We start from the raw sequence: 24,408 nt of genomic DNA, 5'->3' as shown, positions 1-24,408 counted from the left end.
GGTTCGGCAGCCTCACTCCTTCACCGTCGGCGTCGTATATCTCCCATGTATGGCCGCTCCCTAACGTGACGCCGGTGGAGACGCCATGCTGGGAATGATCATCGGTCAGCTGCGCAGGCAGTCCGTGCGGACGCTGACGTTGCTGGTCGGTGTGCTGGTGGCCACGGCCGGGTTCACTCTGCTGACGGGGTCCGTGGAGACCTCACGGCTGACGGTGACGGAGTCCGCCGACGCCAACTTCCGTGCCGCGTACGACATTCTCGTGCGGCCCGCCGGTGCGCGGACCGGGCGCGAGGAGTCCGTCGGGCAGGTGCGGCCCAACTTTCTCTCCGGGCAGTTCGGCGGGATGACGCCCGGTCAGTGGCGGGAGATCGCCGGCCTGCGCGGCGTGGAGGTCGCCGCTCCCGTGGCGATGCTCGGCTATGTGCAGGCCGGGACGCACGCCCAGGTCGATGTGACCGGGCAGCTCGCCCCCGCGGCCGACCGGCAGCTGCTGCGGCTGCGCAACACCTGGACCACGGACCGGTCGTTGAGCAAGGCCAAGGACCCGGGGTCGGTGTACCTCTACGTCACGAGCAATCCCGTCGTGCTGCCGGACGCCCGATCGACGGCCACGGACCCGAGTTGGCGGAGTCTGTACACGTACCGCGGACGGCACCTGACCGAGGTCGGTGACGCGCTGAGCCAGGGGGACGGCCCCTGCGACCGGGGTGAGATGCCTCCGCTCGAGGTACTGCCCGGGGGGAGGTTCGAGCCGCTGTGTGCCCTTCGTACGGTCTCCTCGGACAGCGCCGGCGCGGTCAATGACCAGCTCGACCCCGCCCAGCGCAGCGAACTCGTCGTGGTGCGGCGGCATGCCGACGGCACCTTCACCAGCGGGACGGACGTGTCCAACCGCACGACCTCCCGCCGCGCGGTCGTCGACGTCGACTGGTCGATGACGCTGCTGCTCGCCGCGGTCGATCCCGAGCAGGAGGCCCGGCTGGTCGGGTTGGACGGGGCGATGGCCTCCGGCCGGTATCTGAAGGACGGTGAGAAGCCCGCCGTGGACACGCAGGGCGGGTCGCGGTTCGAGGACATCCCCCTGATCAGCACGGACCGGCCCTATCTGGACGAGCAGTTGAGCACGTCGGTCTCGAGCGTCACGGGAACGCTTTTGAAGCTGTCCGGGCGTGGCGGGAAGGAGCTGCGAGGTCTGCTGGCGGGGCTGCCCGCCAAGCCCGGTGCGACCACGCGCGCCGACGCCGACACCGTGTTCCGGCGGTCGGTCGCGAACGGCAGGACCGACGTCAATCCCTTCGTCGTCCTCCAGGCCGGAGCCCCCCGCTACGCGGCCGGCGGGAAGGTCCTGCGACCCGCACCCCTGGCTTCGGACAGTGGTGAGCTGTGGCGGCAGTCGACGTACGGCGGCGACCTGCCGGCGTGGTTCGTTCAGGACACGGCGTTCCGGCCCGTGACCAGAGTGCCCGGAACGGACGCGAGCCAGGACCACTTCCCGCAGTTCAGCGTGGTCGGCACCTACGACGTCGAGCGCCTGAAGGGCTTCTCGAAACTGTCCGAGGTGCCCCTGGAGACCTACCGGCCGCCCGCCGCCCGCGCGGCCGACGAGGCCGCCCGCGCCGCGCTCGGCGGCCAGGCGCTCGCCCCCAACAGCAACCCGGGCGGCTACCTCGCCACCCCGCCGCAACTGCTCACCACCCTCCAGTCGGTGAGCGCCGTCATCGGCCCCGAATCCCCGCACGCGAGGGACCCCATCTCCGCCGTGCGGGTCAGGGTCGCCGGTGTCCACGGAACGGACAAGGCGTCCCGGGAACGCATCCGCGCGGTCGCCGAGGCGATCACCACCCGCACCGGGCTCGACGTGGACATCACGGCGGGCTCCTCCCCGGCACCGCGGCAAGTGGCATTACCGGCAGGCAGGTTCGGACGGCCGGCGCTCGCGCTGACGGAGAACTGGACCGCCAAGGGCACCGCCGTCGCCCTCGTCGAGGCCGCCGACCGCAAGAGCGTGCTGCTCTTCGGCCTGGTGCTCGGCGTGTGCGCGCTGTTCCTCGGCAACGCGGTGGCCGCGTCCGTACGCACCCGGCAGCGCGAACTGGCCGTCCTCGCCTGCAGCGGCTGGACGGGCGCCCGCCTCGCGGGACTCGTCCTCGGCGAGGTCGCGCTGGTCGGGGCCGTGGCCGGGGCCGCCGGTGCCGGGGCCTCGTTCCCGCTGGGCTGGGCCTTCGGCCTCGACGTCACCGCGGGGCGCGCGCTGCTCGCGATACCGCTGGTGGTGGTCACCGCCCTGCTGGCCGGCGCGCTTCCCGCGATCCGGGCAGGGCGGCCGTATCCCGCACAAGCGCTGCGGGGCGGGGTGGCCGGGCCGCGGCGGGCCCGGCGCGCCGGGCGCGCACGCACGCTGCCCGGCCTCGCGGTGAGCGGGGTACTGCGTACGCCGTCCCGCTCGGGGCTGGGCGCGCTGGCGCTCGCGGTGGGGGTGGCCGCGGTCTCCCTGCTCACGGCGGTCATGTGGACGTTCCAGGGCGAGGTCCAGGGCACCCTCCTCGGAGAGGCGGTGTCCCTCGAGGTCCGTGGGGTCGACGTGGCCGCGGCCGCACTCACCGCGGCCCTCGGAGTGTTCGCCCTCGCCGACGTCCTCTATCTCGACAGCTGCGAACGGGACGGGGAGTTCGCCATGCTGCGGGCCTGCGGCTGGGCCGACACCGAGGTCATGCGACTGGTCGTCGCGCAGGGTGCGGTGATCGCCGTGGCGGGCGCGGTGGCCGGTGCCGTGACGGGGCTCGGACTGACCGTGGCCTTCACCGGCTCTATTCCGGCGGGGCTGCCGGTGGCGGTGGGAGCGGTCGCCGTGGCGGGAGTGCTGGCGGCCGTGGCGGGCAGCGCCGTCGCGGCCGGCCTCGCGGTACGGCGGTCACCGGCGGGGCCGTTGGCCGAAGAGGGGTGAATCCAGAGGGATGGACAAGGACACGGAGAGGGAGAGAACCCCATGGGGGACGGTGCGTCGGTCCTGGTGGAGGACCTGCACAAGAGCTTCGGCACCGGTGACGGGCTGATCACGGCCGTCGACGGCATCAGCCTGGACATCCCGGCCGGACACAGTGTCGCCCTCGTAGGCGCCTCCGGCTCCGGCAAGTCCACTCTGCTGCACCTCATCGGGGCCATCGAACGAGCCGATGCCGGACGGGTGCTGGTGGACGGCCTCGACGTCACCGCGCTGGGACGGCGGGCCGCCGCTTCGTACCGGCGCACGGTGGGGTTCGTGTTCCAGCGGTTCCATCTGCTTCCGGGCCTGAGCGCGCTGGACAATGTGCTGGCTCCCGTGCTGCCCCGCAAGGCCGGCTTCGACCGGGACGCACGCGCCCGCGAACTCCTCGCGGCGGTGGGCCTGGAGGGACGGGAGTCGGCGTTGCCCTCCCAGCTGTCCGGCGGACAGCAGCAGCGGGTCGCGGTGGCCCGCGCGCTGATCACCCACCCCCGGCTGCTGCTCGCCGACGAACCCACCGGCAGCCTGGACTCGGCGACCGGCGAGCAAATCATGGGCTTGGTAAGCGAGTTGGCGGCCGAGAACGGCTGCACGCTCGTGGTGGCCACGCATGACATGGGGGTGGCGGAACGCTGCACGGAGGTGCTGCGGGTACGGGACGGACGCCTCGGTGAGGTGGCCGACAGGCGGGCTTGAGATCGGGGCGTGCCCGGTGTCAGGGGCGTATGTGGCCCGAGTATCGACGATGTATGGCAGGCGTATTCCGTCCCCGTAGCGTCATGGACGAACGCCGTCGTGACCGGCGACGGCTCCGATGGGGGGATTTTGCGATGCGCACTTTGAACCGACTCGCAGACTCGGTCCTCGGCCGGGTGGTACCGCGCGCCGAGGCCGAGGCGAGCACCACGGAGTACTGGTGCCGCCGCGACACGAGCTGCGGCCCCGAGTACCCCACGGCCAAGGGGAACTGGCGCCGCACCTGCCAGTCGCCGGGCTCGAACTGCACCGCGTGGACGCTCTACTCCTGCTGTTACTGACGCGGTTCTGGATGTTCGCGGTGTCCGGCCTCGGCATCGGTCGCGCCCGGCCCCCCGTCGTGCCCTGCGACGGGGGGCCGGGCGTTCGCACCGAGCACCACCGCGACCACCACGTCCACGGGTACGAGGCCGACGGTCCGCGAGTCCGTGCTCGACGTCGCGTTGTCGCCGAGCACCGCCATCCATCCGGGCGGCACACGGCCAGGGCACCCGGGGACCCCGGCCGGAACCGGGTCGCCCGGCAACGCCGCGACCCGTTTCACCCACAGCCCGTCCCCGTCCGCGACCGGCCCCACCACGCGGGCACTGTCCGGCAGTTGCACCGGCAGGACGACCACCTGGCCCACGCGCAGCCGTCGGCCCGCCGAGCCACCACGCCGCCCAGGAAGCCGTCCGCCTCCGCCCGGAAGCCGTCCGCCTCCGCCCGGAAGCCGTCCGCCTCCGCCCGGAAGCCGTCCGCCTCCGCCCGGAAGCCGCCCGCCTCCGTCCGCACGACCTCCGAGCCGACGGGCCAGGACCACCGCCCCGTCCCGCAGGCCGGGCTCCATGCTGTGCCCCCGTACGGTCACGAGCAGCAGCCATCTGCCGAGCACCCGCTTCACCCTGCGACCTCCTGCTCCCGGCCGGGCTCGACCCTCTGAACCCCCGCCACCTCCCGCTCCGGCCCCGACGCGTCCTCCCAGAACCCCGCCGCCTGCCCCCGGAACAGCTCGGCGTACCGTCCCGACGGCAACCTCATCAGTTCCTCGTGCGTTCCTTCCTCCCGCACCGCACCCCCGTCGAGGAGCACGATCCGGTCCGCGGCACGAACCTCGCTCAGCCGGTGCGAGATCAGCAGCCGGGCCCGTCCCTGCCCCAACCCGCGGATCACCCGGGCCACTTCGGCCTGAGCATCCGGATCGAGCCCCGAGGTCGGTTCATCGAGCACGAACAGGTCCCGGTCCGCCCGCAGCAACGCCCGGGCCAGTGCGACCCGTTGCCACTGTCCGCCGGAGAGCACGACACCGCTGTCCCGGTCGTTCGCCCCGAAGAACCCCCGGGTCAGCATCGTGTCGTACCCGGCCGGGAGATCCGCGAGGACCTGGTGCACCCCCGCCTCGCGCGCGGCCTCGACGACCTCCGGGCCGGGTGCGCCGTCGCGAGTGGGAACGTCCACCGCCGGATCGCCGAGCGCGATGTTCTCCGCCGCAGTCATCTCGTACGCGACGAAGTCCTGGAAGACGACACTGAGCCTGTCCCGCAGCGACTCGGGCGTGAACTCCCGCAGATCCGTCCCGTCCCACAGGATCCGCCCGCGTTCGGGGTCGTAGAACCGGCAGAGCAGTTTGACCAGCGTGCTCTTGCCGGCCCCGTTCACGCCGACCAGACCCACGCTCTCCCCGGCGCGCACGGTCAGCGTCACGCCCCGCAGTACCCACGGCAGATCCGGGGCGTAACGGAACCACACGTCGTCGAGGACGATCCGGTCGTGCAGGGGGTCTGCGACCCGCCGCGCCGTGCGCCGCCCTCGGCCACGGCCACGTATTCGGCGAACACCAGGAGGTGCTGATGGCCGTTGGCCACCGCCGTGACCGCCGAGCCGAGTCCGCCCTGTACCGAGGCCACCGCCGCGAGGAACACGGAGAGGTCGCCGACCGTCAGCGTCCCGGCCGACACGCGGCCCACCGCCCACAGCAGTCCGCCGCCCGCGACACCCGAAGCGAGCAGAGTGGGCAGGGAGTTGACGCTCAGACGGCGTACGTCGAGCCGGTGCCGGATCCGGTTGACGGCCCGCCGCTCGACGAGCATGCGCTCCCGCAGCACATCCCCGATGCCGAACAGCCGTATCTCCTTGGCCGCCGTCGTACCGCCGAGCAGCGTCGAGAAGAACGCCTCGCGGCGCTCGCCGGCCGTGACGCCCGCGAACGCCGCGGCGGTCGCCCGGGCCAGCCGTAGCTCCGCGACCAGCTTCGGTACGGCACCGAGCAGCACCAGGCCCGCAAGGACCGGGCTGACGGCGGCCAGCACCCCGGCGAACCCCACCAGCGTCCACCCCGACCGCAGCACGATCAGCGCGCACTGCACCAGCTGTACGGGGGTGTCCTGGCCGGACTGCTGGGCGAGCCGGAGCCGGTCGAGCCGTACCGGATCCTCGTAGAGGTCCAGGCCCGGGTGGGCGTTGACCGCACGGAACAGCCGGTCCTGCGCGGTCAGCGCCACGGCCCGGGTGAGCACGCCCTGGCAGAGATCGTCGACGTACGGCAGGAGCGCGAGCAGCACGCCTGTCGCGGCCAGGGCCGCGGCGATCGCGGTGACCTCGCGCGTCCCGTGCCCGGTGAGCGAGTCGATCAGCTGCTTGGTCAGCCAGGCCGCAGCGATCGGCCCGGTGGCCTCGACGACGGCGAACAGCAGGGTCGCCGCGAGGGCGCGGCGGTGCGCGCCGAGCGCGAGCCGCAACGCCGTGGCCGCGACCCGGCGCCGGGACACGGGGTGCTGTGCTCGGTCCGTCATACGACCGGCCGGCCCACGATCCCCGCTTTGGCGACGAGCTCCGGCGGGCTCACCGCCGACCAGCGGATCGCCACGCCGCCGCCGGTGTCGTCGAGACCGCAGACCAGGGGCAGCCCGTCCACCCGGAACGTGGTGATCCACGACTCGACCCAGGGGTCCTTCGGGCCGCCGACGACGACCCGGGCCACCGGTTCCAGGGCCTTGGTGAAACGCGCGTTGTCCTCGTCGGTGCCCTCGGAGAGGACGGCGACGACCCGTTCACTGCCGCCGGGCTCGTCCCCGGCGCTCGTGACGACCAGCGGCAGCAACTGCTCGCAGGGCTCGCAGCCCGGTGCGAAGAAGGCGACCAGCGTGGGCCGGGTGCCGTCCGGTATGTCCACCATGGCGCCGGCGGTCATCCGGTGGGCGTCGGTGACGCCGGTGATCGGGACGGGCGCCGCGCCGGCCGGGCGGGCCTCGATCTCCTTGAGCCGGCGGATGACGCCGTACAGGAGAAGGAGATTGAACAGGCCGAGGAGCAGGCCGAGTACGGAGAGACCGAGGGACACAGCGACTCCTACGGGCGGTCGGTGGCGCGGGTGGTGGAGGCGGTGGGCGCGGTGAACAGATCGGCGATGTCGTCCAGGCCGATCACGAGCACGGCCAGCACGGCACCCGCGGCCACGGACACGACCAGCTCACCACCCGCTGCCCGCACCGGACCGGAGCCGGTGACGACCAGGGCGCCGACGGCGGCCAGCAGCAGTCCGGTGTTCCTGACCAGGTGCAGCACGCCGAGGGGGCGCCCGGTGCGGCCGAAACAGGCGCAGGCCACCGGTGGACCGCCGCCCCGCACCGCCCGCACCACGCCCATGGTGAGCGCGGCGAGGACCAGCGAGGCAAGGAGCAGCCCGATCACCCCGGCCCGCGTGCCGGGCAGCAAGAGCAGGCCCGCCGCCACGCCTTCGGCCGTGAGGGTCGCGTACGCGAGCGGGCGTCGCAGGCCCGGGGTGCCGAGCCCCATGTCGGCGAGCGTGGTCAGGAACGCACGGAATCCGGCGGGCCGTGCCTTGCCCACGGCGGATGCGGCGAGGACGACGGCGACGAGAACGTGGCAGACCGTCAGGAGCGGGGCGGCCATGGCGCTCACCCCGCGAGCAACTGCTGGTGCAGCCGCCCCAGACAGGCATCGGGTTCGGTGCCGAGCTCGCGGCGGAAGACGGTCCGCGCCGACTCGAACGCGTCGGTCACACGCCCTCGTTCGCCGAGGTGGTGATGGGCGTTCAGGACGAGTAACCAGCTGCGGATGCGCAGCGGCTCCGCGGCGAGCACCTGCCCCGCCGTACGCAGTGCGGAGTGCGGCTCGCCGACGCCGAGCCAGGCATCGGCCAGATCCTCGGTGGCGCGGATGCGCTCCGCGTCCAGGGTGCGCAGCGGGCCGTCGAGCATGCCGTACCGCTCGACCCCGGGGGCCGCGTGGTCCGAACTCCACAGTGCCAGAGCGGCGTCGAGCAGCTCGATGGCCCGGGGCGGGTCGTCGGTGACCGCGCTGCGGCCCCGGTCGGCGAGTCGCTCGAACACCAGGTGGTCGACGGCGTCCGGAGCGACCCGGAGTTCATAGCCGCCCTGGTGGCTGATCAGCGGGGTGGCCACCGGCAGCCGCCGGCGCAGGAGATGGGCGTACGAGCGCAGGTTCGCGACGGCGGAGCGCGGCGGCTCGCCCGCCCACAGGGCGTCCAGCAGCTTCTCCAGGGACACCACGCTCCCCGGCCTGAGTGCCAGCGCGGTGAGCAGTGCGCACGGCTTGGCGCCGCGAAGTGGCTCCGGACGTAAGCCGTCGCTGAGCTGGATCGGCCCCAGGATGCGTATCAGCGGTGTCTGCACCTGCGCCCCCCTCTGTGACACGCGGTCGGCATGGGGCACACACCGTATTATCGAAGCGCTTCGAACGTAACCCTGCTGCAACAGCCATTGGATTGCACGCCCGCCGTTCTGATATTGAACCGAGAAGGCGTCCGTTCATCGAAGCGCTTGACTCTGCCCAGGGAACACAGCGGGCCGCACCCGCCTGGTCCCCGTCGCTTCAGCGCGTCCAGCGCCGGCCCCATCGGCCCGGAACGTGATCCCCGCCGCCTCACGTGGCCCCGAAGCCGTCCAGCACAGGCTGGCTGTCGCTGCGGCAGGCTCAGGGGAAGCAGTCGTAGAGCACTCCGTTCTCCCGGCTCCTCCGCAACGGTTCGGGCGTCCGGTTGCTGCCGACGGTCGACGAGGCAGTGCCGTGGTCGATCGGGGCCTGGGCCGGTGGTCCCCCGGGAGCGGTGCCAGAACGCCTGCCCGAGCAGCCGACCCGCCGCAGGACGGCACTCTGCGGTGCGAAATACTCTCCCGATGAGTTCACGCACTTCTTCGGTCTGCCGGCCGATCACGATACGGAGGGCCGTCGCGCGGGATGCCAAACGGCTCACGCGGCTCGTGCGTGGCTCAGGCGCCTACGAGGGTAAGTACGCGTCCGCGGTCGCGGACTACCGGGTCGGTCCTGATTACATCGAGGCCCACCGCGTCTTCGTGGCCGTCGGCGCCGACGAGCATGGAGGCCGGGTCCTCGGGTTCTACTCGCTCGTCCTCGCTCCACCGGAGCTCGACCTGCTGTTCGTCGCCGACGAAGCCCAAGGACGGGGTATCGGACGACTGCTCGTCGCGCACATGCAGTCCGAGGCCCGTGCCGCCGGGCTCGACCGTCTCAAGGTCGTGTCGCATCTTCCCGCCGAGGGCTTCTACCGCCGCGTCGGTGCGGTGCGGACCGGGACCGCGCTCGCGAACCCGCCCGCCGTGCCGTGGGACCGCCCCGAATTCGAGTTTCGCATTCCGTCGGAATGATGCGGTGTGCCGGTTCGCACGGCACCGGCTTCACCTGCACGGTGGCCGACATGCAGGAGCCGCCGGACGCCGCGCGCTCCGTGTGTGCCGTCGCCTCCTGGCCGGCGCGGCTTCCGTGTGCGGCCGAAGGGGTGGGCGATCGAGCTCACGCTGTCGTGGATCACTGCCAACGATCACGGGATGCGAGTGGCCGCGCACGCGGGTCAGAGTCCTGGCGAACCCTCGGCACCTGAGCCCGACCATCCAGGATCCCCGGCAGAGTCAAGCCGGTCCGGGCTCGCGCTCGATGTCCCTGACCAGGTCGATGGCCCGGCCGAGGTTGGTGAGCTTCCCGTCCAGCGTCTCGCCGGCGGGGTAAAAGCGGACGATGTCGACCCCGGCGTCGCGCCACACCCGCAGCCGCGCCCGCACCATGTCCTCGGTGCCGATCAGCGTGGTGGCCAGCACCATGTCGTCGGTGACCAGCCCGGCCGCGCCGTCGCGGTCTCCGGACTGCCAGCGCTCCCGTACCTTTGCCGCGATCTCCGCCCATCCCTGGCGGCTGTAGGCGTTGTTGTAGAAGTTCGTCTTCTCGGAGCCCATGCCACCGAGGCTGAAAGCCAGTTCCTTCTTTCTGCCGGCCACCATCGCGCGCAGCGCGTCCTCGTCCTCGGCGAAGGCCACCTCGGCGCCCTGGCAGATGGTGAGGTCGGCGCGCTTGCGGCCCGCGGCGGCAAGGCCGGCGTCCAGGTGGTCGAAGTACGCCTCCTTGGCGCCCTCGGGGACGAAGCTGGTGCCCAGCCAGCCGTCGGCGATCTCTCCGGTCAGATGCAGCATCTTCGGCGAGAGCGTCGCCAGGTAGATCGGGATGTCATGTTCGGCGCGCATCGACAGCCGCATGGGCTTCCCGTCCCCGCCGGGCAGCGGGATCTGGAACTCCCGCCCGGAATAGGAGATCTTCTCCCCGGTGGCAGCCTGCCGCACGATCTCGACCGTCTCGCGCATGCGTGACAGCGGCCGGGCGAACGGCATGCCGTGCAGGCCTTCGATCACCTGGGGCCCGGAAGGGCCCAGTCCCAGGATGAAACGCCCCTCGGACATGTTCGACAGGGTGATCGCGGCCCTGGCGATGGCCACCGGTGTGCGCGTGGCGAGCTGAATGACCGCGGAGCCGAGCACCAGGCGCTCGGTGCGCGCGGCGAGGTACCCCAGCGCCCCCGGCGCCTCGCCGCCCCATGCTTCCGCGACGTAGCAGATGTCCAGGCCGAGCTTCTCCGCCTCGGTGACGAAGCTGACCGTCTCCGGCCAGTCGTCGGTGGCCTCGATCGTGGTCGCTGTGCGCATCAAGCACGCGCCTTTCCGGGGTCTTCGGCCATCTTCTTGATCGCTTCAAGAGTGATGCCGATGTTGGTCTCGAACTCACGCATGCGCACGAAGACGATCTTCTGCTCCTTCTCCGGCATGCGGTCGATGGCGAAGGAGAGGCCCGAGCGGGCCGGTCCCATCTGCATCCACTCCCGCAGCAGCGTGCCGTCGTCCTGCGGTTCGAGCGAGAAACGCCAGATCGCCGAGGGGTTGTCGGGATCCTCGACCGCCCAGGCGAACACCCGGAGAGGCTCGTACTCGACGACGGTGGACGTGGTGGACCACTCCCCGAACGCCTCATGCTTGCTGCTGCCCACCCAGCGGGCCCCCAGCGCGGGTTCGGTTGCGCCGTCCAGCCACTCCACCGAATGCAGTTCGTCGCTCATACGCGGCATCAGTTCGATGTCGGACACCAGCTCCCACACCCGTTCCGGTGGGGCAGCGATCCAGATCGGCACCTCGACCGTGGGCTTGTCCGCATAAAGCGCACCTGTCCACTCCATAGCCCGGCTCTCCTCGTCAGTACGGCAGACCCTCTACGAAATCGGGCCCTGACCATTAAAGTTGTGTAGATAGACTCACTTGTCAAGCGTGTGTAGCCCGCTACCCAGACGCTGACTCAGCCAGTGAACCGTTCCCGCACATCCGGGCGCTCGGCCAGGCGCGACGGATAACCCGGCCCCATCCTCGGGTGGGTGTTCTCGGCGGTCATCGGCTCGCCGCAGGCGGCGCACACCACTTCGGCATGGCTCTCCTGACCGCAGACGTCGTGGTGGTGCGTGACCGGCGGGCCCTCCTCGCCGGCCAGCCAGCGGTCACCCCACCGGTTCATCGCTAGTAGCACGGTGTGGAAGTCGCGCCCCTTCTCGGTGAGGAGATAGTCGTACCGGACCGGCTCGGTCTGGTAGGGCCGCTTCTCCAGGAGCCCCTCGTCCACGAGCCGCCGCAACCGGTCGGTGAGCGTGTTGCGTGCGATCCCGAGCGATTCCTGGAACTCGTCGAACCGCTTGATCCCGTAGAAGGCCTCCCGCAGCACCAGCGGGGTCCACCAGTCGCCCAGCAGGTCCATGGTGCGAGCGATCGAGCAGGGCCAATGCGCGAAGGACGTACGTCTCATACTGACAGCATATGGTTGGTCTCATTAAGAAACCCAGCAGGCGGTGACGGATCCCACGCGACCGTGAAGACGAGTCGAGGAGTCCGCACCGGCTCGTGGGTATCTCGTCGCTGGCGAAGTTTCGAAGGAGGGCGTGAACACCGTGTCGCCGGGCACAAGGTTTATCGCACCGAGGTCCTGGCATTCGGAGCTGGTCGGGATCTACCCACCAAGGGACCAACTCAGGCCCTTGTGAAGCTCATACGCACACGCGCCTGAGCCGGAATTGACGATGGGGTTTAAAATGATCATTCTTGGGCTTATTCTGCTGATCATCGGCCTGCTTGTCGGCATGGGTCTGCTGACGACGATCGGTGGCATCCTCATTCTGGTCGGCGCCATCCTGTGGATCCTGGGTGCGACCGGTCGCGCGGTCGGTGGACGCAAGCACTTCTTCTAAAGTCAGGGCGCCTCATCAAACTCTCTGCGACGAGTGACGTGACCCCCTCCGCGTCGGAAAGTCCACACCGTGCGGAGCTTCTGGACCACTCGAGGCCGGGACGAGGTGAGAGCCCGGCCGAAGAGACGTTGGGAACCCCGTGGCGCCGACCCCGCCCCGTCTCGTTGGCGATGAGTCTGCCCTGAGCCGGGCTCTGCCCGCCGGTCGCCGAGCGCAGAGCCTGGCTGCGGGGTGAGGCGGATGGTGCCGCTTCAATACGGGGGCCGCAAGGTCCTGGTCCGTGAGCGGGAGGAATACTTCCGGCTAATGAATCAGGGCCTGAGCAGCGCCGAAGCCTGCAAACGTATCGGGATCAACTACCGGACGGGCAAGCGGTGGCGCAACGGCCGGGGCGCTTACGGCAAGGGCAAGGCGAGACCGCCGGTACTTGCCGTGGTACCGGCCGAAGGCCTGTCGAGGTATCTGCGGGAGGCCGACCGCATCACGTCGCCGACCGGCTGCGGGAGAAGGCCACCGGCCGGCGGACAGCGGCCGAGCTGGGCCGCATCCCGCCCACCATCAGCCGGGAGATCCGCCGCAACCGGCACCCGGCCGACGGGCGGTACCGGCCGCACGCCGCCCAGGCACGCGCAGACGCCCGCCGGTCCCGGCCCAGCTGGGGAAGATCGGCGAGAACCCCGAACTGCGCTCCTTCATCCAGCGCCCTCTGGACCTACGGTGGAGCCCCGAGCAGATCTGTCAGGCTCTGCGGACCCAGTTTCCCGACCGGCCGGACATGCGCGTGGCCCACGAGACGGTCTATCAGGCCCTCTACCTCCAGGGCCGCGGCGAGCTGCGCCGGAAACTCGCCAGAGCCCTGCGCACCGGTCGCGCCCGCCGCAAGTCCCGTCGGCAGGCCCAGCAGCGCACACGACGCTTCGCCACCCCGATGGTCATGATCAGCCGGGCCAGCTCGGCCACGGTCGGGGGTGCGGCCCAGGCGGCTGCTCGGTTCCTCGGTGGCGCGCGAGCTGGACGCGGGCTTCCTGTAGGCGGCGGACAAGGACGTGGTGGAGACGGGCCGCCCGCAGCTGGACGGCGTACTGCCCTACGCGGGTTCCCCGGCCGGGACGCGGACGACCGTGCTGTACGCGCCGACCTGGGAGGGCTGGGACGGCAACCCCGGCAACGAACGTGCACGGCCCAGGTGGTGTCCTTGGCAAACCTCGATCGACTGCACTCCAGTCCTGCTCACACCGAGTCGGGCGGCCTGCTCCGGTCCGAGCGTGGTGCCGGCGGCGACCGGGTCCGCCAGGTCCTCGCGGCGGAAGACCTGGTCGACCTGGCCGGGGGCAACGCCCCGTCGGAGTGTGTGCTCAGGCCGGTGAAACAGCTTGTGGTCCGGACCACGAAGGCCGTCACGTCCGCCTGTTGCCGATCACTACGGTGGGTGCTTGGGCGGCCGTTCCACGATGCCGGTGTGCACTACGAAGCTCGCCGTGGGGTCGGGTCGCAGGCCGCGTTCGGTAGGGTTCCGGAGTGCTGGCTGTCTGGTCGGTGCCTTCCTGGGGGGATGAGCGAGACGAGGGACATGCCGGAACAAGCGATCCTGCCTGCCACAGCACCGAGCGAGCCTAGGGCCGTGTCGGTCGAGGCGGCGCGGATGGCGGCGGTACGCCGTTACGACATTCTCGACACTCCGCCGGACGGCGCCTACGACAGAGTTGCGGCGCTGGCCGCGCGGCTGTTCGAGGTGCCGGTGGCGACGGTGACGATCGTGGACGAGGACCGGATCTGGTTCAAGGCCGCGCACGGGCTGGAAGGTGTCAGCGAGATCGGCCGGGATCCGGGCCTGTGCGCCTCGGCGGTGCTGCGTGATGACACCACCGTCATCCCCGATACATTGCTGGACCCGGTCGCCTGCTCCAACCCGCTGGTCGCCGGCCCGATGGGGGTGCGGTTCTACGCCGCCGCTCCGATCATCACCGCCGACGGGCACCGCCTGGGCACGGTCAACGTCCTTGACACCCGCCCCCGCGAGATCAGTGAGGCCGATGCCTCCACCCTCACAGACCTGGCCGCGGTGGTGCGTGACCAGCTGGAACTGCGGCTGTCGGCGTTGCACGTGATACGCGCCGAGCAGGAGCGCCGCCAGGTCGAGCAGGAGAAGCGTCAGGCGGAGGAAGAGGCCCGCCAGCGTGCCGAGCGGGACAAGGCGGCCATCGCCGCGTTCGCCTCCACCCTGCAGCGCACCCTGGTGCCTCCCGCGCTGCCCGCGGTACCCGGGCTGGAGCTGGCCTGCCACTACAAGACCGCCTCCCCGCAGGAAGTGGGCGGCGACTTCTACGACGTCTTCCCCGTCGGCGGAGGCCGGTGGGCGTTCTTCCTGGGCGATGTGTGCGGCAAGGGCGCCGAAGCCGCCTCGGTCACCTCACTGACCCGCTACACGCTGCGGGCCGCAGCCCTCGTCGAGGCGGACCCCACGGCCGCGCTCAAAGCCCTGAACACCGCGCTGTTGCTCGACGCGGCGGTCGGCACCCGCTTTTGCACCGCCGTCTTCGGCCTGCTCGATCCGGCCCGGGACGGCGGTTTCACCGTCACGCTGGCCACCGGCGGTCACCCGCCCGCCTACCACCTCAGCCCTGCCGAGGGCGGCGGTGTACGGGTCGAGGCGGCCCGCGCCAAGGGCGGCATGCTGGTCGGCGCGTTCGCCGAGGCCGCCTTCGCCTCACTCACCCTGCACCTGGCACCCGGCCAGGGCTTGCTGCTGTACACCGACGGGCTGACCGAGGCCCGCACCGCCGATGGCCACATGCTCGCCGATACCGGCCTTACCGACTTCCTTGCCCAGCGAGGGGCGCCGGTCAGTGCCGGCGCCCTGATCGACGACACGGTCGCGCTCCTGGACACACTCCCCGACACCGAACGCGACGACGTGGCGCTGCTGGCCCTGTCCGTCCCCACCCACGATGCCGTTCCCGTCGGCATCACTACCACCGCTCACAGCGCCGCCGCCCCGACCGCACCCGCCGACGCCTCCGTCGGGCAGGAGATCCGACGCCCATGACCGACGCATTCCACATCGACGTCCCGCACACCGACGGCGCCCTGGCCGTGATCGCACTGTCCGGTGAATTCGACAGCGCCGCCGCACCCGCCGTGCGGGCCCGCGCCCTGGAACTCATTGCGGCCGGACACGCAGACCTGGTCACCGACCTGTCGGGTGTCACGTTCTGCGACTCCTCAGGGCTGGGAGCCCTCGTCGGCATCTGGCGCTGCGCCAAGGACGCCGACGGCTCCCTGACCCTGGCGGCCATCCCCGACCGGCTGAGCCGCCTGCTCGACGTCACCGGGATGGACACCTTCCTGCCCGCCTACCCCAGCGCCGAGGCCGCGCTCGCCGCCCGCCAGAGCAATCGCACCACCGTCTGAACACCCTCGCTCGCAGGAGTGGCATCAGCGGGCTTGCCTGGCGCAGCCCAGCCCTACAGTTGGGTGTTGCGGGTCATGACGTTGTTGACGCTCCTGCGATGGGGTCGGGGGGTGTGCGTTCCGGTAGCCCCTTGTGCGTTCCTGTTCTGCCTGCGCGAGTCCGCGGATTGCCTGGATCAGGTGACTCGCAGGGAGCGTGTACGGCAGGCGGAGTTGCGTTCGAGCGCACCCCCGATCCCGAATAGTGGTCCGGCCGCGATGGTCACTCCGTGATCAGGCGCCATGGCTGCCAGCCGTGAGCTGACGGGCCCGGCGAAAGTTGCCCATAGCGTCACACCGCCGGCTGGTTGCAGGGCATGGACGTCAGATAGGTGCCCGGTGAGTGCTTCCCGCAGGGCGTCACGTTGCGACCTGAGTTACTGGAGCGTGTCCGGCCGCTAAGTCTGGTGCTCGTTCAGGAGGGCTGCGCCGAGCTGTTCAACGACGGGGGGGCCGAGGTCTGCCGTGGGATGGGTTTGGTCGACGCGTTCCGGGAGAGAGGGAAGCGCACGAATCCAGCCTGTGCGAAGGCCGCCCCAGACACTCTTGGACACAGAGCCGATGCTGATGGCTGCCGGCATGTGCAGCGCGAAGGATTCGGGGCTCGGCACATGCCAGCGCCAGATCGGCCATGGTCTCGTCGACGACCGTGGGACACGCGAGCCCGAGGTGTTGGCGCACGCCCAGGCTGTACGGGGACGAGGCCCTGCGCGCCTTCGTCGCGGACCATGTCGGCAAGCCCCCGCAGGCCCTCATCCAGGCTCTGACCGGCCTGCTGGACGACTTCGGCGACGGTCTCGACGACGACACCGCCCTCCTCGCAGTCGGTATCCCCGCCCTCACCCCCGACTCGAGGACCGAAGACACCGAATGGGTGCGCTGAAGATCACCACCCGAGACGCCCCGACAGGTCCCGTTTCTGGAGATCGTCGGCGAACTCGACTACACCGACGCCACCGAGCTGCCGGACCTGCTCACCACGATCCCCCTCCAGCCAGGGCAGCGCGTCGTGCTGGACCTGGCCGGCCTGGAGTTCTGCGACTCCAGCGGGGTCAGCGCCCTGATCGCCGCCCGTAATCTCGCCGGTGCCGCCCAGGCCGACATCGCCCTTGCCGCAGTCCTGCCCACACCCTGCGCGTTCTGCGCATCGTCGGCCTCGACCAGATTTTCTCCTTCCACCCCGACAGCGACGCCGCTACCCGGCCTTGACCGGGGAGGCGGCATCGGGCGCTCCCACGGTGTGTGTGGTGGGCACCCGGGTACGCGAGAGAACAGGACGGCGAAAAGCACCGAAGAGCGGTGAGCGGGACGAAAGGGCGCCATATGGTCATCACGCTGAGGAAACAGACGGCCGACAAGCAGGGTGGGGATGATGGCGCCCCGCTGCGCTACGGCGCGACCTGGGAGGAAGGCGCGGCTCGTGCCGCAGACGCTCGCCAGGCCCTGCGCGCCTTGCTCGGTCACGCCCCTCGAACCGGCCGCGCAGCAGTGCCGGCGGCCCTCGCAGTCGACGCCGAACTTGCCGCCAGTGAGCTGGTCACCAACGCCGTCCGGCATGCTCCGGGCCCCTGCGGGATGAACCTGCAGTTGTCCGGCGACCAGTTGACGATCACCGTATGGGACAGCTCCACCGAGAAACCGGCGGTGAAGAAGGCCGACCCGCGGCGCATCGGCGGTCATGGGCTGCACCTGGTGCACACGGTCAGTGACAGGGTCGTCGTCGCACTGCGCGAAACGGGAAAGCGGATCACCGCCCATCTGCCCCTGACACCGAAGCAGAGCACCATCGGTCTCCGCGGAATCGCGCTCCCGGGCTGAACGTCAGCGTCTTCGGTCCACCGCAGGGGGCGTTCGCCCTCTGCGCGCCTGTGTCTGCTCGGCGACCGAGGCGGCGGGCGCGTAGTCGCATGCGGCGGGCGGCCCACGCGGTGACGAATGCTGACGCTGAAGGGAACGAAGCCAGCAGGGTACCTTTCGGGTAGGTCCGTATCCGCCAGAGGAGGGCCATGCGACGACGTCGCCATGCTGGCGCTGCGCCCGCCAGCTTGTGCATAGACAGTCAGCTCGTGGAGCCTTGCGGCTACTCGTTCTCGAGCCAGGCCCGCAGGCGGCGACGACCAGCACCGAACCGCGACGGTTGCCTCGTGAGGTCCCCGGTCGGCTTTCATGTCTCTGGGAGACCGGCATGCCGGCGGGTAGGGTGAATCCGGTTCCGATGGCTCCATGGCCCTGGTTGGGGGTCTCACCGGCGAGCCGGGGGCGCGCGGTGGGAAGGAGGTAGCGGAAGCAGTGGTGACCGCTCACGACAGCAGGGCGCGCAAGGTCGTTGAGGTGGGACCGGGCGATCATCTTTGCTTTGCCTTCGCGGATGATGCCGAGCAGCGTCGGATGGTCTCCGCTTACCTTGCGGACGGCTTGGCGCGGGGGGAGCGGGTGCTGTACTTCGTCGACCGGCATGCCCCGGCGGCCGTGCTGAGCTGGCTGAGGTCGGGCGGCGTGGATCCGGATGCGGCGGCGGCCAGCGGGCAGCTGCGGGTGGCCACCGCCGAGGAAAGCTATCTGGCGTCGGGCGTCTTCGACCCCGACGCGATGGTCGCCTCGTTGCAGGAGGAGGCCCGGGACAGTCTCGCGGCCGGGTATGCGGGCTTGCGGGTCAGCGGGGAGATGAGCTGGGCCCTGCGGGATGCTCCTGGCCTCGGGCGGCTGGAAGAGTACGAGACCAAGGTCCACTCGGTGTTCGCGGGAAGGCCGGCATCGGCGATCTGCCAGTACGACGCCCGCCAGTTCAACCCGGAGCAGCTGCGGATGTTCGAGCAATGTCACCCCGCGGCGGTGGAGCTGGACCCCTGGTACAGCTCCAGCGTGCTGTGTATCGCTCCGGCCTTCCGCGAAGGCGAGCGGGTGCTGCAGGTGACGGGCACGGTGGATTACCAGGCCACCAGCCATCTCGCCGCGGCCTTGGAGCAGACGCGGCAATGGCCAGGGGACGTGCGGGTGGACATGAGCGCCCTGGATTTCATCGATCTGGCCGGCCTGCGCGTCCTGGTCCATGCGGCCGAGAGGCTGGGAGAGGGCCGGCGGCTGCGCGTGATGAATCTGACGCCGATGCTCTGCAAAGTGATCAGCGTCGTGGGCTTCGATCAGCATCCCGCGCTGGTAGTCACCGCGCCGGAGGTGATGGCATGACCAGCGGCACCACGCTCTCCCGTCCCGGGTCCGACGCTGCGGGACTGATCCATCAGGGCCTGATCTACGACACCGACGAGCAGTTCCTGGCCGCGACCGTGCCGTTCTGTCTGGACGGACTCGCCCGTGACGACGCGGTCCTGGCCGTCACAACCCCCGCCAACATCGACCTGCTGCGCCAGCAGCTGGGCGACGCCTCCGGGGAGGTGGAGTTCATCGCCGCCGAGAAGTGGTACGACGCTCCGGGGCGCACGCTGGCCGCTTACCACCGTTACGTCGACCAACGCACCGGTGATACGGGTCGCCACCGGCAGGTCCGAGTCATCGGCGAGCCCGTCTGGCACGGACGCGACGCGCTGGAAACCACCGAATGGACCCGGTACGAGTCGGTCATCAATATGGCCTTCGCCGACTGCCCGGCCTGGATCGTGTGTCCCTACGACGCCCGCGTCCTGCCTCCCCCCGTCGTCGCCGACGCCCGCCGTACCCACCCGCAGCTGGTGACCGGTCCCACCGCTGAGAGCAGCGTCCACTACGCCGCCCCCGCTCGCGACGGCGTCTGGCACCGGGAGCTGGCGCGACCTCCCCAGGACGGAAGGGAGTCCGTCATGCGTTTCGGCGCCGATCTGACCGCGGTACGCACGTTCGTGGCGGCGAAGGCCGTCTCACTGGGAATGTCGGCGACCGATGCGGACCGTCTCACCTTCGCCGTCAACGAGGTTGCCACCAACGCCGTCCAGCACGGCGGCGGCACCGGACAGGTCACGCTCTGGCGCGACGGACGCCGGATCGTCTGCGATGTCACTGACAGCGGCCGCACCACCGCCGGCTGGTACCTCGGCTACCTGCCGCCCAGCCCCGCACAACTGCGTGGCCACGGCCTGTGGGCCGTACGCCAGCTGTGCGACCTGATGGAAGTCCAAGCCCAGCGAACCGGCACCACCGTCCGCCTGCATCTCACCCTGTAACAGAGCAGGTCGGCCTGCCGGGCGGCGGTCGCTGTGGCACAAGACCGCCGGCGGCCCATGAAGTCGCTGGTCGTGCGGGCTCGCCGCTGGTCCGGGTCCGACCTTTACTGACTGCTCCGTCCTGTCGTTCGTGCGTCACTTTCTGGTCAGGCCCAGCTGTTGAGTTCGTACGGGCGGAGAAGTTGCAGGCGCGTCGAGCCGGCCGGACTCCATGAGCCGCATCCGGGCGGGCCGGGTGAGAGTCACCGTGGACACCGCCGTCGTTCTTGGACGGCACGCCGTCAGAATCCATAGGAGCCGCAGGGCAGGCCTTGGGGGGCGCGCCGGGGGTGTGTCGAGTGGAAGCTGAACAATTCGGGAATGCCGAACGGATGCCGGGGTAGACGCGTGCAGGCCGACCGAGGAGTCGGGCAGACGAGTGCACATCGACTGGGAGGGGCGCATGATGCCGACGACGATCGCGCGGTCTGGGGACCGGGCGACGGACGTGCCGGAGATCGCGGACCCTTCCAAGGTGGCTCCGAAGGACGCGCGGGAGTTGTCGAGGCTGTTCTTCGACCAGCTGGCGGTGCTGGAGGAGGGCACGCCCGAGTACCAGTACGCGCGCAACACGCTGATCGAGATGAACATGTCCTTGGTCCGTTACGCGGCCGGCCGGTTCCGCAGCCGGGGGCCGGAGGAGATGGAGGACATCGTCCAGGTCGGCATGATCGGCCTGATCAAAGCCATCGACCGGTTCGAGTTGTCCCGCGAGGTCGAGTTCACCTCTTTCGCGATCCCGTACGTCGTGGGTGAGATGAAGCGGTTCTTCCGCGACACCTCCTGGGCTGTGCACGTTCCGCGCCGGCTCCAGGAGGCCCGCGTCCAGCTCGCCCGTGCCAACGAGGAGCTGCGCAGCCGGCTGGGACGGACACCGACGACCAAAGAGCTTTCCGAGCTGATGAGCCTTCCGGAGGACGAGGTCGTCGAGGCCCGGCTGGCCTCCAACGGCTACAAGTCGGCTTCTCTGGACGCGGCGATCAGTGGCAGCGAGGACGGCGAGGCGGCGCTCGCGGACTTCATCGGCAATGAGGACGCGGCCCTCGGCCTGATCGAGGACTTCCACGCCCTGGCCCCGATGATCGCCGAACTCGACGAACGCGACCGCAAGATCATTCACTGGCGGTTCGTCGAGGAACTCACCCAGGCCGAGATCGGCGAACGTCTCGGCGTCTCCCAGATGCACGTCTCCCGGCTGATCTCCCGTCTCCTGGCCCGTCTGCGCGAAGGCATGCTCAGCACCTCCTGACGACCGTCGGCCCGGCAGACGGAGTGTTAGAAAGGTGTTGAACCGCCGAAAGGGGGGCCTGCCCGGCATCACGCCGGGCAGGCCCCCCTTTGTCGGAGCCGCCGGTGGGACGGAGCGGGCGTGCCCCACCGAACCGGCCGAGATCTCCGTCGTGGGGCGGGTGCGTCAGGGGTGGTCGCCGGTGCCGCCGTCGGTGGGGGCGGAGGTGCGCTGGTGGCCGCCGGGTCGTGGTGCCTGGCGGGTGTCGCGCACGCTGTCGTGGGCGGCTTCGGCGACGGCCTGCGGGGTGATGCCGAACTCGGCGTACGGGCGCTGGTAGTAGGCGGAGGCTCCGTAGTGCTCCAGGCTCACGATCCGTCCGGCGTCGCCGACCACCTGGCGCCACCCCTGTCCGACCGCGGCCTCGACGCTGCCGCGCGCGCACGGACGGCGGCAACACCTCGTCCTGGTAGGCGGGGGACTGGGCGGGCGAACCGCTCGCGGCACGGCATCGACAGCACCGGCACCCCGAGACCGTCGGCCGCCAGCAGTTCGCGGGCGTCCAGGGCGATCTGGACCTCGGAACCTGTCTCGATCAGGATGACGTCCGGCGCGGCGCCGTCCGCCGTGTCGGACAGGACGTATGCGCCTCGCGCCGCGCCTCGCGCGGGGGCGTACGCTCCACTGTCGCGGTCCAGGACGGGCAGGTTCTGCCGGGTCAGGATCAGGCCGGCGGGCCGGTCCCTGTGTTCCAGGACGGTGCGCCAGCAGGCTGCGGTCTCGTCTCGTTCGCGTCGGCGGGGCGCACCACATCCAGACTGGGGATGGCGCGCAGGGCCGCCAGGTGTTCCACGGGCTGGTGGGTGGGGCCGTCCTCGCCCAGTCCGATGGAGTCGTGGGTCCGGACGTGGGTGACGGGCAGCTTCATCAGCGCAGCCAGGCGTAGGGCGGGGCGCATGTAGTCGGAGAACGTCAGGAAGGTGCCGCTAGGTCGTACCGCAAAGTCCCGTCGTTCGCCCGGAGGGCGGGCACCGCGGCGTCTGGTGCGTGCTCTCGGCGTGCCGGGCGGAGTCCCTTGTACTGGACGTACTCGGGGCTTCGTCCGGTGCGGCGAGTGGGGGTACCCCCTGCTCGAGCGACACCGAGGGCTTGGGGGAGCGTGCCGGGCGTCGCGGGGCAGGCGGGACTTTGCCGAAACGACCTAGCGGCGGGTCAGGCTCTGCGGTGCGATGCCGTTGAGGATGGCGCCCATCGCGTGCTCGCGGATGCCGAAGTGCCTCCACTGGGCATTGCCGGAAGATCGGCGGGCCCGCTCCGAGTACCCATGGGCAGGAGGACGAACAGAACGCATGCCGCGGAGCGGCCTCCGGCTCCTGGTCACGGCCGTCCGGGCCGTCCTTTTCTGTTCTTCTTCGGTGGGTCACCGGCCGCCGGGTGAGGGGGCAGTCTTCGGAGAGCACGTCCTTGACCGTCTCGTGCAGAGAGAGGACGGACGTGAGGCGGGTGAGTTCGAGGATGCGTCTGACTTCCGGTTGGACACCGGTCAATGCGAATCGGTGCCCGGCGTCCGACAGCTCCGACTACACGGACCGTGTTCGCCTGCGTGACATCCTCGGCGACCACGGCTCGTTCACCTCACCCGTGACCACGATGGCCGAAGCCGACCACGCGATGCGCACCCGTCGGCTCGGTGTCCTGCCGGTGGTCGACGAGCAGGGCAGCGCCCTGGGCATCCTTGCCCTCTCCTGCGGTGCCCTGTCCGGCCCAGCGACGGCGCGCCGCGCGAGGCCAGAGGCCGCCAATGCCCACGCGGCCGCGGCGAACCGGCCCCAAGGGTACGGGCGGTCAGCCGCAGGTCCGAGAAGACCGGCTCATTCCCCGTGCGCAAGCTTCGTCAGCTCCGCGTTGAACTGAGCGCCGATCAGGAGGGACAGATTGGAGAGCCACAGCCAGACCAGGAACACCACGACGCCTGCCAGTGAACCGTACAGACGGTCATAGGTGCTGACCAGGGAGGTGTAGACGGCGAATCCGAGTGAGACGGTCAGCAGGAGCGCCACCGCCAGTGTGCCGCCGGGCACCATCCTCCGGACAGGGCGGGAGGACGCCGGTCCTGACCGGAACAGGACGAGCACCAAGGCGACGGCCACGGCGGCCACGACCGGCCACCGCAGCGTGTCCCAGGTGGCCTGGGGCCCGGTACCCAGACTCAGAGCCTGACCCAGACGCCGGGCCAGGCCGCCGGTGAGCAACAACGCCAGGGTCGACGTCAGAAGCAGGGAGCTCAGGACGAGTGCTGTGACGATGATGCGCGGAGCGGTACGCCAGACCGGCCGGTCCGCGCTGATCCGATGCATGGAGTACAACGCCCGGCGGAAGACGCTCAGATAGCTGCATCCCGACCACAGGGCCCCCGCCCCTCCGACGAAGATCAGCGTCCATGCCGCCGTCGGCTGGGCGACCATCTGCCGCAGGGTGCTGCGCAGCAGAGCGCGGGACTCGGCGGGGGCCGCCTGCGTCATGCGGTCGATGACCTCCGGCTTGGCCGTGGGCATGGTCAGACCCAGGATCGAGAGGATCACCAACAGCAACGGGAACAGGGCGAGAACCGCATAGTAGGTCAGCGCAGCGGCCCAGTCCGTGACGTCGTCGTTCCAGACGGCCACCGGCGTCCGGCGCAACGCCACCCACCACCGAGCCGTGTGACCGTCTGCATCGTCCATGACGCGGATGCTCTCACTCTTCGTCCTGGGGCCACCATCCAGCACTGGGGGGCGGCAGGACCCGGCACGCGTACCGGGTTACCCGACGTGCTTGGGAAGGCGGGACGGTCACGGGGCCACGGTCCCTTGGCACCGCGCGGTGAACAGAGCGTGGAGATTCTCCTGTCCCTGTGCGCGAGGTGTCTCCATGACCGGCGCGGCGCAGCGTTCAGTATTGTTCGGTCTCCACGAACCCCCCGTCCGAGTCGTCGTCCGCACCGAGTGCGGCGGCGGTCGGGTTGAATCCGGGTGGGCTGTCCTTGAGGCCCAGGCCCAGGCCGGCCAGCTTCGCCTTGACCTCGTCGATGGACTTCGCACCGAAGTTGCGGATGTCCATGAGGTCGGCCTCGGAGCGCGCGAGGAGCTCGCCGACGGAGTGGACGCCTTCACGCTTGAGGCAGTTGTACGACCGGACGGTGAGCTCGAGCTCCTCGATCGGCAGGGCGAGGTCGGCGGCCAGGGCGGCGTCCGTGGGGGACGGGCCCATGTCGATGCCCTCGGCGTCG

General features: G+C 70.5%; 23 protein-coding genes and 5 pseudogenes. 15 read left to right on the top strand and 13 right to left on the bottom strand.

The features are described from left to right. Positions 1-85 precede the first annotated feature (85 nt). From FDO69_RS02570 to FDO69_RS02560, 3 genes are all read left to right on the top strand, one after another. A complete protein-coding gene (locus tag FDO69_RS02570; RefSeq protein WP_104777948.1) occupies positions 86-2,947 on the top strand; it encodes an ABC transporter permease in 2,862 nt (953 codons plus the stop codon). A 42-nt stretch (positions 2,948-2,989) separates the two neighbouring features. Beyond that, positions 2,990-3,682, top strand: a complete 693-nt coding sequence (locus FDO69_RS02565) for an ABC transporter ATP-binding protein (RefSeq protein ID WP_104777947.1) — start codon at positions 2,990-2,992, stop codon at positions 3,680-3,682. A gap of 143 nt (positions 3,683-3,825) precedes the next feature. Beyond that, the gene (locus tag FDO69_RS02560; protein WP_138430034.1) at positions 3,826-4,023 is read left to right on the top strand and encodes a hypothetical protein; all 198 of its coding nucleotides are present in this window, start codon (positions 3,826-3,828) and stop codon (positions 4,021-4,023) included. Here the strand turns inward: FDO69_RS02560 and FDO69_RS41555 are convergent. Genes FDO69_RS41555 through FDO69_RS02535 form a run of 6 tightly spaced genes read right to left on the bottom strand, consistent with a single transcriptional unit; the run spans position 4,017 to position 8,376 of the window. Continuing rightward, the gene (locus tag FDO69_RS41555) at positions 4,017-4,625 is read right to left on the bottom strand and encodes a S26 family signal peptidase (protein ID WP_107502202.1); all 609 of its coding nucleotides are present in this window, start codon (positions 4,623-4,625) and stop codon (positions 4,017-4,019) included. The two genes, FDO69_RS02560 and FDO69_RS41555, sit on opposite strands and share 7 nt — an antisense overlap. Continuing rightward, positions 4,622-5,425: an ABC transporter ATP-binding protein gene (locus FDO69_RS41550; protein WP_199838275.1), complete on the bottom strand. Its 804-nt coding sequence runs from the start codon at positions 5,423-5,425 to the stop codon at positions 4,622-4,624. The genes FDO69_RS41555 and FDO69_RS41550 overlap by 4 nt, the downstream gene beginning before the upstream one ends. Then, entirely contained in the window at positions 5,422-6,513 is a 1,092-nt protein-coding gene (locus FDO69_RS41545) for an ABC transporter ATP-binding protein (protein ID WP_199838274.1), read from the bottom strand. Before FDO69_RS41545 ends, FDO69_RS41550 begins: the two co-directional genes overlap by 4 nt. Then, positions 6,510-7,061, bottom strand: a complete 552-nt coding sequence (locus FDO69_RS02545; RefSeq protein WP_104777945.1) for a thioredoxin domain-containing protein — start codon at positions 7,059-7,061, stop codon at positions 6,510-6,512. Before FDO69_RS02545 ends, FDO69_RS41545 begins: the two co-directional genes overlap by 4 nt. Positions 7,062-7,069: 8 nt before the next feature. Then, the gene (locus FDO69_RS02540) at positions 7,070-7,633 is read right to left on the bottom strand and encodes a MauE/DoxX family redox-associated membrane protein (RefSeq protein WP_104777944.1); all 564 of its coding nucleotides are present in this window, start codon (positions 7,631-7,633) and stop codon (positions 7,070-7,072) included. A gap of 5 nt (positions 7,634-7,638) precedes the next feature. Further along, positions 7,639-8,376: an AfsR/SARP family transcriptional regulator gene (locus tag FDO69_RS02535; protein WP_138430032.1), complete on the bottom strand. Its 738-nt coding sequence runs from the start codon at positions 8,374-8,376 to the stop codon at positions 7,639-7,641. 504 nt (positions 8,377-8,880) lie between these two features. Between FDO69_RS02535 and FDO69_RS02530 the strand changes: the two genes are divergently transcribed. Next, complete coding sequence (locus tag FDO69_RS02530; RefSeq protein WP_167526511.1) at positions 8,881-9,369, top strand: GNAT family N-acetyltransferase; 489 nt, start codon at positions 8,881-8,883, stop codon at positions 9,367-9,369. 261 nt (positions 9,370-9,630) lie between these two features. Here FDO69_RS02530 and FDO69_RS02525 read toward each other — a convergent pair whose 3' ends face one another. The 3 genes from FDO69_RS02525 to FDO69_RS02515 form a co-directional block, all read right to left on the bottom strand. Then, on the bottom strand, positions 9,631-10,692 hold the full coding sequence (locus tag FDO69_RS02525) for an LLM class flavin-dependent oxidoreductase (RefSeq protein ID WP_104777941.1): 1,062 nt from the start codon (positions 10,690-10,692) through the stop codon (positions 9,631-9,633). After that, entirely contained in the window at positions 10,692-11,216 is a 525-nt protein-coding gene (locus tag FDO69_RS02520; RefSeq protein ID WP_104777940.1) for an SRPBCC family protein, read from the bottom strand. The genes FDO69_RS02525 and FDO69_RS02520 overlap by 1 nt, the downstream gene beginning before the upstream one ends. Before the next feature lie 116 nt (positions 11,217-11,332). Beyond that, a complete protein-coding gene (locus FDO69_RS02515; protein ID WP_104777939.1) occupies positions 11,333-11,830 on the bottom strand; it encodes a winged helix-turn-helix transcriptional regulator in 498 nt (165 codons plus the stop codon). 283 nt (positions 11,831-12,113) lie between these two features. On the opposite strand from FDO69_RS02515, the gene FDO69_RS02510 reads away from it, so the two are divergent. From FDO69_RS02510 to FDO69_RS02460, 10 genes and pseudogenes are all read left to right on the top strand, one after another. Beyond that, positions 12,114-12,269, top strand: coding sequence for a hypothetical protein (locus FDO69_RS02510; RefSeq protein ID WP_010059700.1), 156 nt, complete (start codon positions 12,114-12,116; stop codon positions 12,267-12,269). Positions 12,270-12,509: 240 nt separating this feature from the next. Continuing rightward, positions 12,510-13,212, top strand: a pseudogene (locus tag FDO69_RS42970) (transposase); the annotation flags it as partial. A gap of 678 nt (positions 13,213-13,890) precedes the next feature. Next, complete coding sequence (locus FDO69_RS02500) at positions 13,891-15,315, top strand: PP2C family protein-serine/threonine phosphatase (RefSeq protein ID WP_234387846.1); 1,425 nt, start codon at positions 13,891-13,893, stop codon at positions 15,313-15,315. Further along, complete coding sequence (locus tag FDO69_RS02495; protein WP_104777938.1) at positions 15,312-15,680, top strand: STAS domain-containing protein; 369 nt, start codon at positions 15,312-15,314, stop codon at positions 15,678-15,680. The genes FDO69_RS02500 and FDO69_RS02495 overlap by 4 nt, the downstream gene beginning before the upstream one ends. Before the next feature lie 727 nt (positions 15,681-16,407). Continuing rightward, positions 16,408-16,602 (top strand): annotated as a pseudogene (locus FDO69_RS02485) (histidine kinase); the annotation flags it as partial. Then, positions 16,590-16,928 (top strand): annotated as a pseudogene (locus FDO69_RS02480) (STAS domain-containing protein). The pseudogenes FDO69_RS02485 and FDO69_RS02480, both read left to right, overlap by 13 nt. Positions 16,929-17,042: 114 nt before the next feature. Further along, a complete protein-coding gene (locus FDO69_RS02475; protein WP_104777937.1) occupies positions 17,043-17,537 on the top strand; it encodes an ATP-binding protein in 495 nt (164 codons plus the stop codon). A 474-nt stretch (positions 17,538-18,011) separates the two neighbouring features. After that, positions 18,012-18,905, top strand: coding sequence for an MEDS domain-containing protein (locus tag FDO69_RS02470; protein ID WP_159030583.1), 894 nt, complete (start codon positions 18,012-18,014; stop codon positions 18,903-18,905). After that, on the top strand, positions 18,902-19,873 hold the full coding sequence (locus tag FDO69_RS02465; RefSeq protein ID WP_104777935.1) for a sensor histidine kinase: 972 nt from the start codon (positions 18,902-18,904) through the stop codon (positions 19,871-19,873). The genes FDO69_RS02470 and FDO69_RS02465 overlap by 4 nt, the downstream gene beginning before the upstream one ends. Before the next feature lie 445 nt (positions 19,874-20,318). After that, positions 20,319-21,161 carry an RNA polymerase sigma factor SigF gene (locus FDO69_RS02460; RefSeq protein WP_104778463.1) on the top strand — a complete coding sequence of 281 codons (843 nt, stop codon included), beginning with the start codon at positions 20,319-20,321 and terminating at the stop codon, positions 21,159-21,161. 165 nt (positions 21,162-21,326) lie between these two features. On the opposite strand, the pseudogene FDO69_RS02455 reads toward FDO69_RS02460, so the two are convergent. Beyond that, a pseudogene (locus FDO69_RS02455) lies at positions 21,327-22,125 on the bottom strand (transketolase-like TK C-terminal-containing protein); the annotation flags it as partial. 216 nt (positions 22,126-22,341) lie between these two features. Beyond that, on the bottom strand, positions 22,342-22,491 hold the full coding sequence (locus tag FDO69_RS41050; RefSeq protein WP_159030582.1) for a hypothetical protein: 150 nt from the start codon (positions 22,489-22,491) through the stop codon (positions 22,342-22,344). A gap of 218 nt (positions 22,492-22,709) precedes the next feature. Here FDO69_RS41050 and FDO69_RS43220 point away from each other — a divergent pair. Beyond that, positions 22,710-22,886 (top strand): annotated as a pseudogene (locus tag FDO69_RS43220) (CBS domain-containing protein); the annotation flags it as partial. 125 nt (positions 22,887-23,011) lie between these two features. Here FDO69_RS43220 and FDO69_RS02440 read toward each other — a convergent pair. After that, positions 23,012-23,863: a YihY/virulence factor BrkB family protein gene (locus tag FDO69_RS02440; RefSeq protein WP_104777933.1), complete on the bottom strand. Its 852-nt coding sequence runs from the start codon at positions 23,861-23,863 to the stop codon at positions 23,012-23,014. A 208-nt stretch (positions 23,864-24,071) separates the two neighbouring features. Further along, positions 24,072-24,408 (bottom strand): DNA-directed RNA polymerase subunit alpha C-terminal domain-containing protein (locus FDO69_RS02435; RefSeq protein WP_276616027.1); only part of this gene is annotated, 337 nt, incomplete at its 5' end.

Source organism: Streptomyces tibetensis, from assembly GCF_007655005.1.
Lineage (GTDB): Bacteria > Actinomycetota > Actinomycetes > Streptomycetales > Streptomycetaceae > Streptomyces > Streptomyces tibetensis.
This window is presented reverse-complemented; position numbering and strand designations above follow the sequence as displayed.

Excerpts from the sequence above, each read along its gene's own strand:
- FDO69_RS02570 (WP_104777948.1), top strand. The coding sequence starts at position 86 with ATGCTGGGAATGATCATCGGTCAGCTGCGCAGGCAGTCCGTGCGGACG.
- FDO69_RS02565 (WP_104777947.1), top strand. The coding sequence starts at position 2,990 with ATGGGGGACGGTGCGTCGGTCCTGGTGGAGGACCTGCACAAGAGCTTC.
- FDO69_RS41545 (WP_199838274.1), bottom strand. The coding sequence starts at position 6,513 with ATGACGGACCGAGCACAGCACCCCGTGTCCCGGCGCCGGGTCGCGGCC.
- FDO69_RS02540 (WP_104777944.1), bottom strand. The coding sequence starts at position 7,633 with ATGGCCGCCCCGCTCCTGACGGTCTGCCACGTTCTCGTCGCCGTCGTC.
- FDO69_RS02530 (WP_167526511.1), top strand. The coding sequence starts at position 8,881 with ATGAGTTCACGCACTTCTTCGGTCTGCCGGCCGATCACGATACGGAGG.
- FDO69_RS02525 (WP_104777941.1), bottom strand. The coding sequence starts at position 10,692 with ATGCGCACAGCGACCACGATCGAGGCCACCGACGACTGGCCGGAGACG.
- FDO69_RS02520 (WP_104777940.1), bottom strand. The coding sequence starts at position 11,216 with ATGGAGTGGACAGGTGCGCTTTATGCGGACAAGCCCACGGTCGAGGTG.
- FDO69_RS02515 (WP_104777939.1), bottom strand. The coding sequence starts at position 11,830 with ATGAGACGTACGTCCTTCGCGCATTGGCCCTGCTCGATCGCTCGCACC.
- FDO69_RS02510 (WP_010059700.1), top strand. The coding sequence starts at position 12,114 with ATGATCATTCTTGGGCTTATTCTGCTGATCATCGGCCTGCTTGTCGGC.
- FDO69_RS02495 (WP_104777938.1), top strand. The coding sequence starts at position 15,312 with ATGACCGACGCATTCCACATCGACGTCCCGCACACCGACGGCGCCCTG.
- FDO69_RS02475 (WP_104777937.1), top strand. The coding sequence starts at position 17,043 with ATGGTCATCACGCTGAGGAAACAGACGGCCGACAAGCAGGGTGGGGAT.
- FDO69_RS02465 (WP_104777935.1), top strand. The coding sequence starts at position 18,902 with ATGACCAGCGGCACCACGCTCTCCCGTCCCGGGTCCGACGCTGCGGGA.
- FDO69_RS02460 (WP_104778463.1), top strand. The coding sequence starts at position 20,319 with ATGCCGACGACGATCGCGCGGTCTGGGGACCGGGCGACGGACGTGCCG.
- FDO69_RS41050 (WP_159030582.1), bottom strand. The coding sequence starts at position 22,491 with ATGCGTTCTGTTCGTCCTCCTGCCCATGGGTACTCGGAGCGGGCCCGC.
- FDO69_RS02440 (WP_104777933.1), bottom strand. The coding sequence starts at position 23,863 with ATGGACGATGCAGACGGTCACACGGCTCGGTGGTGGGTGGCGTTGCGC.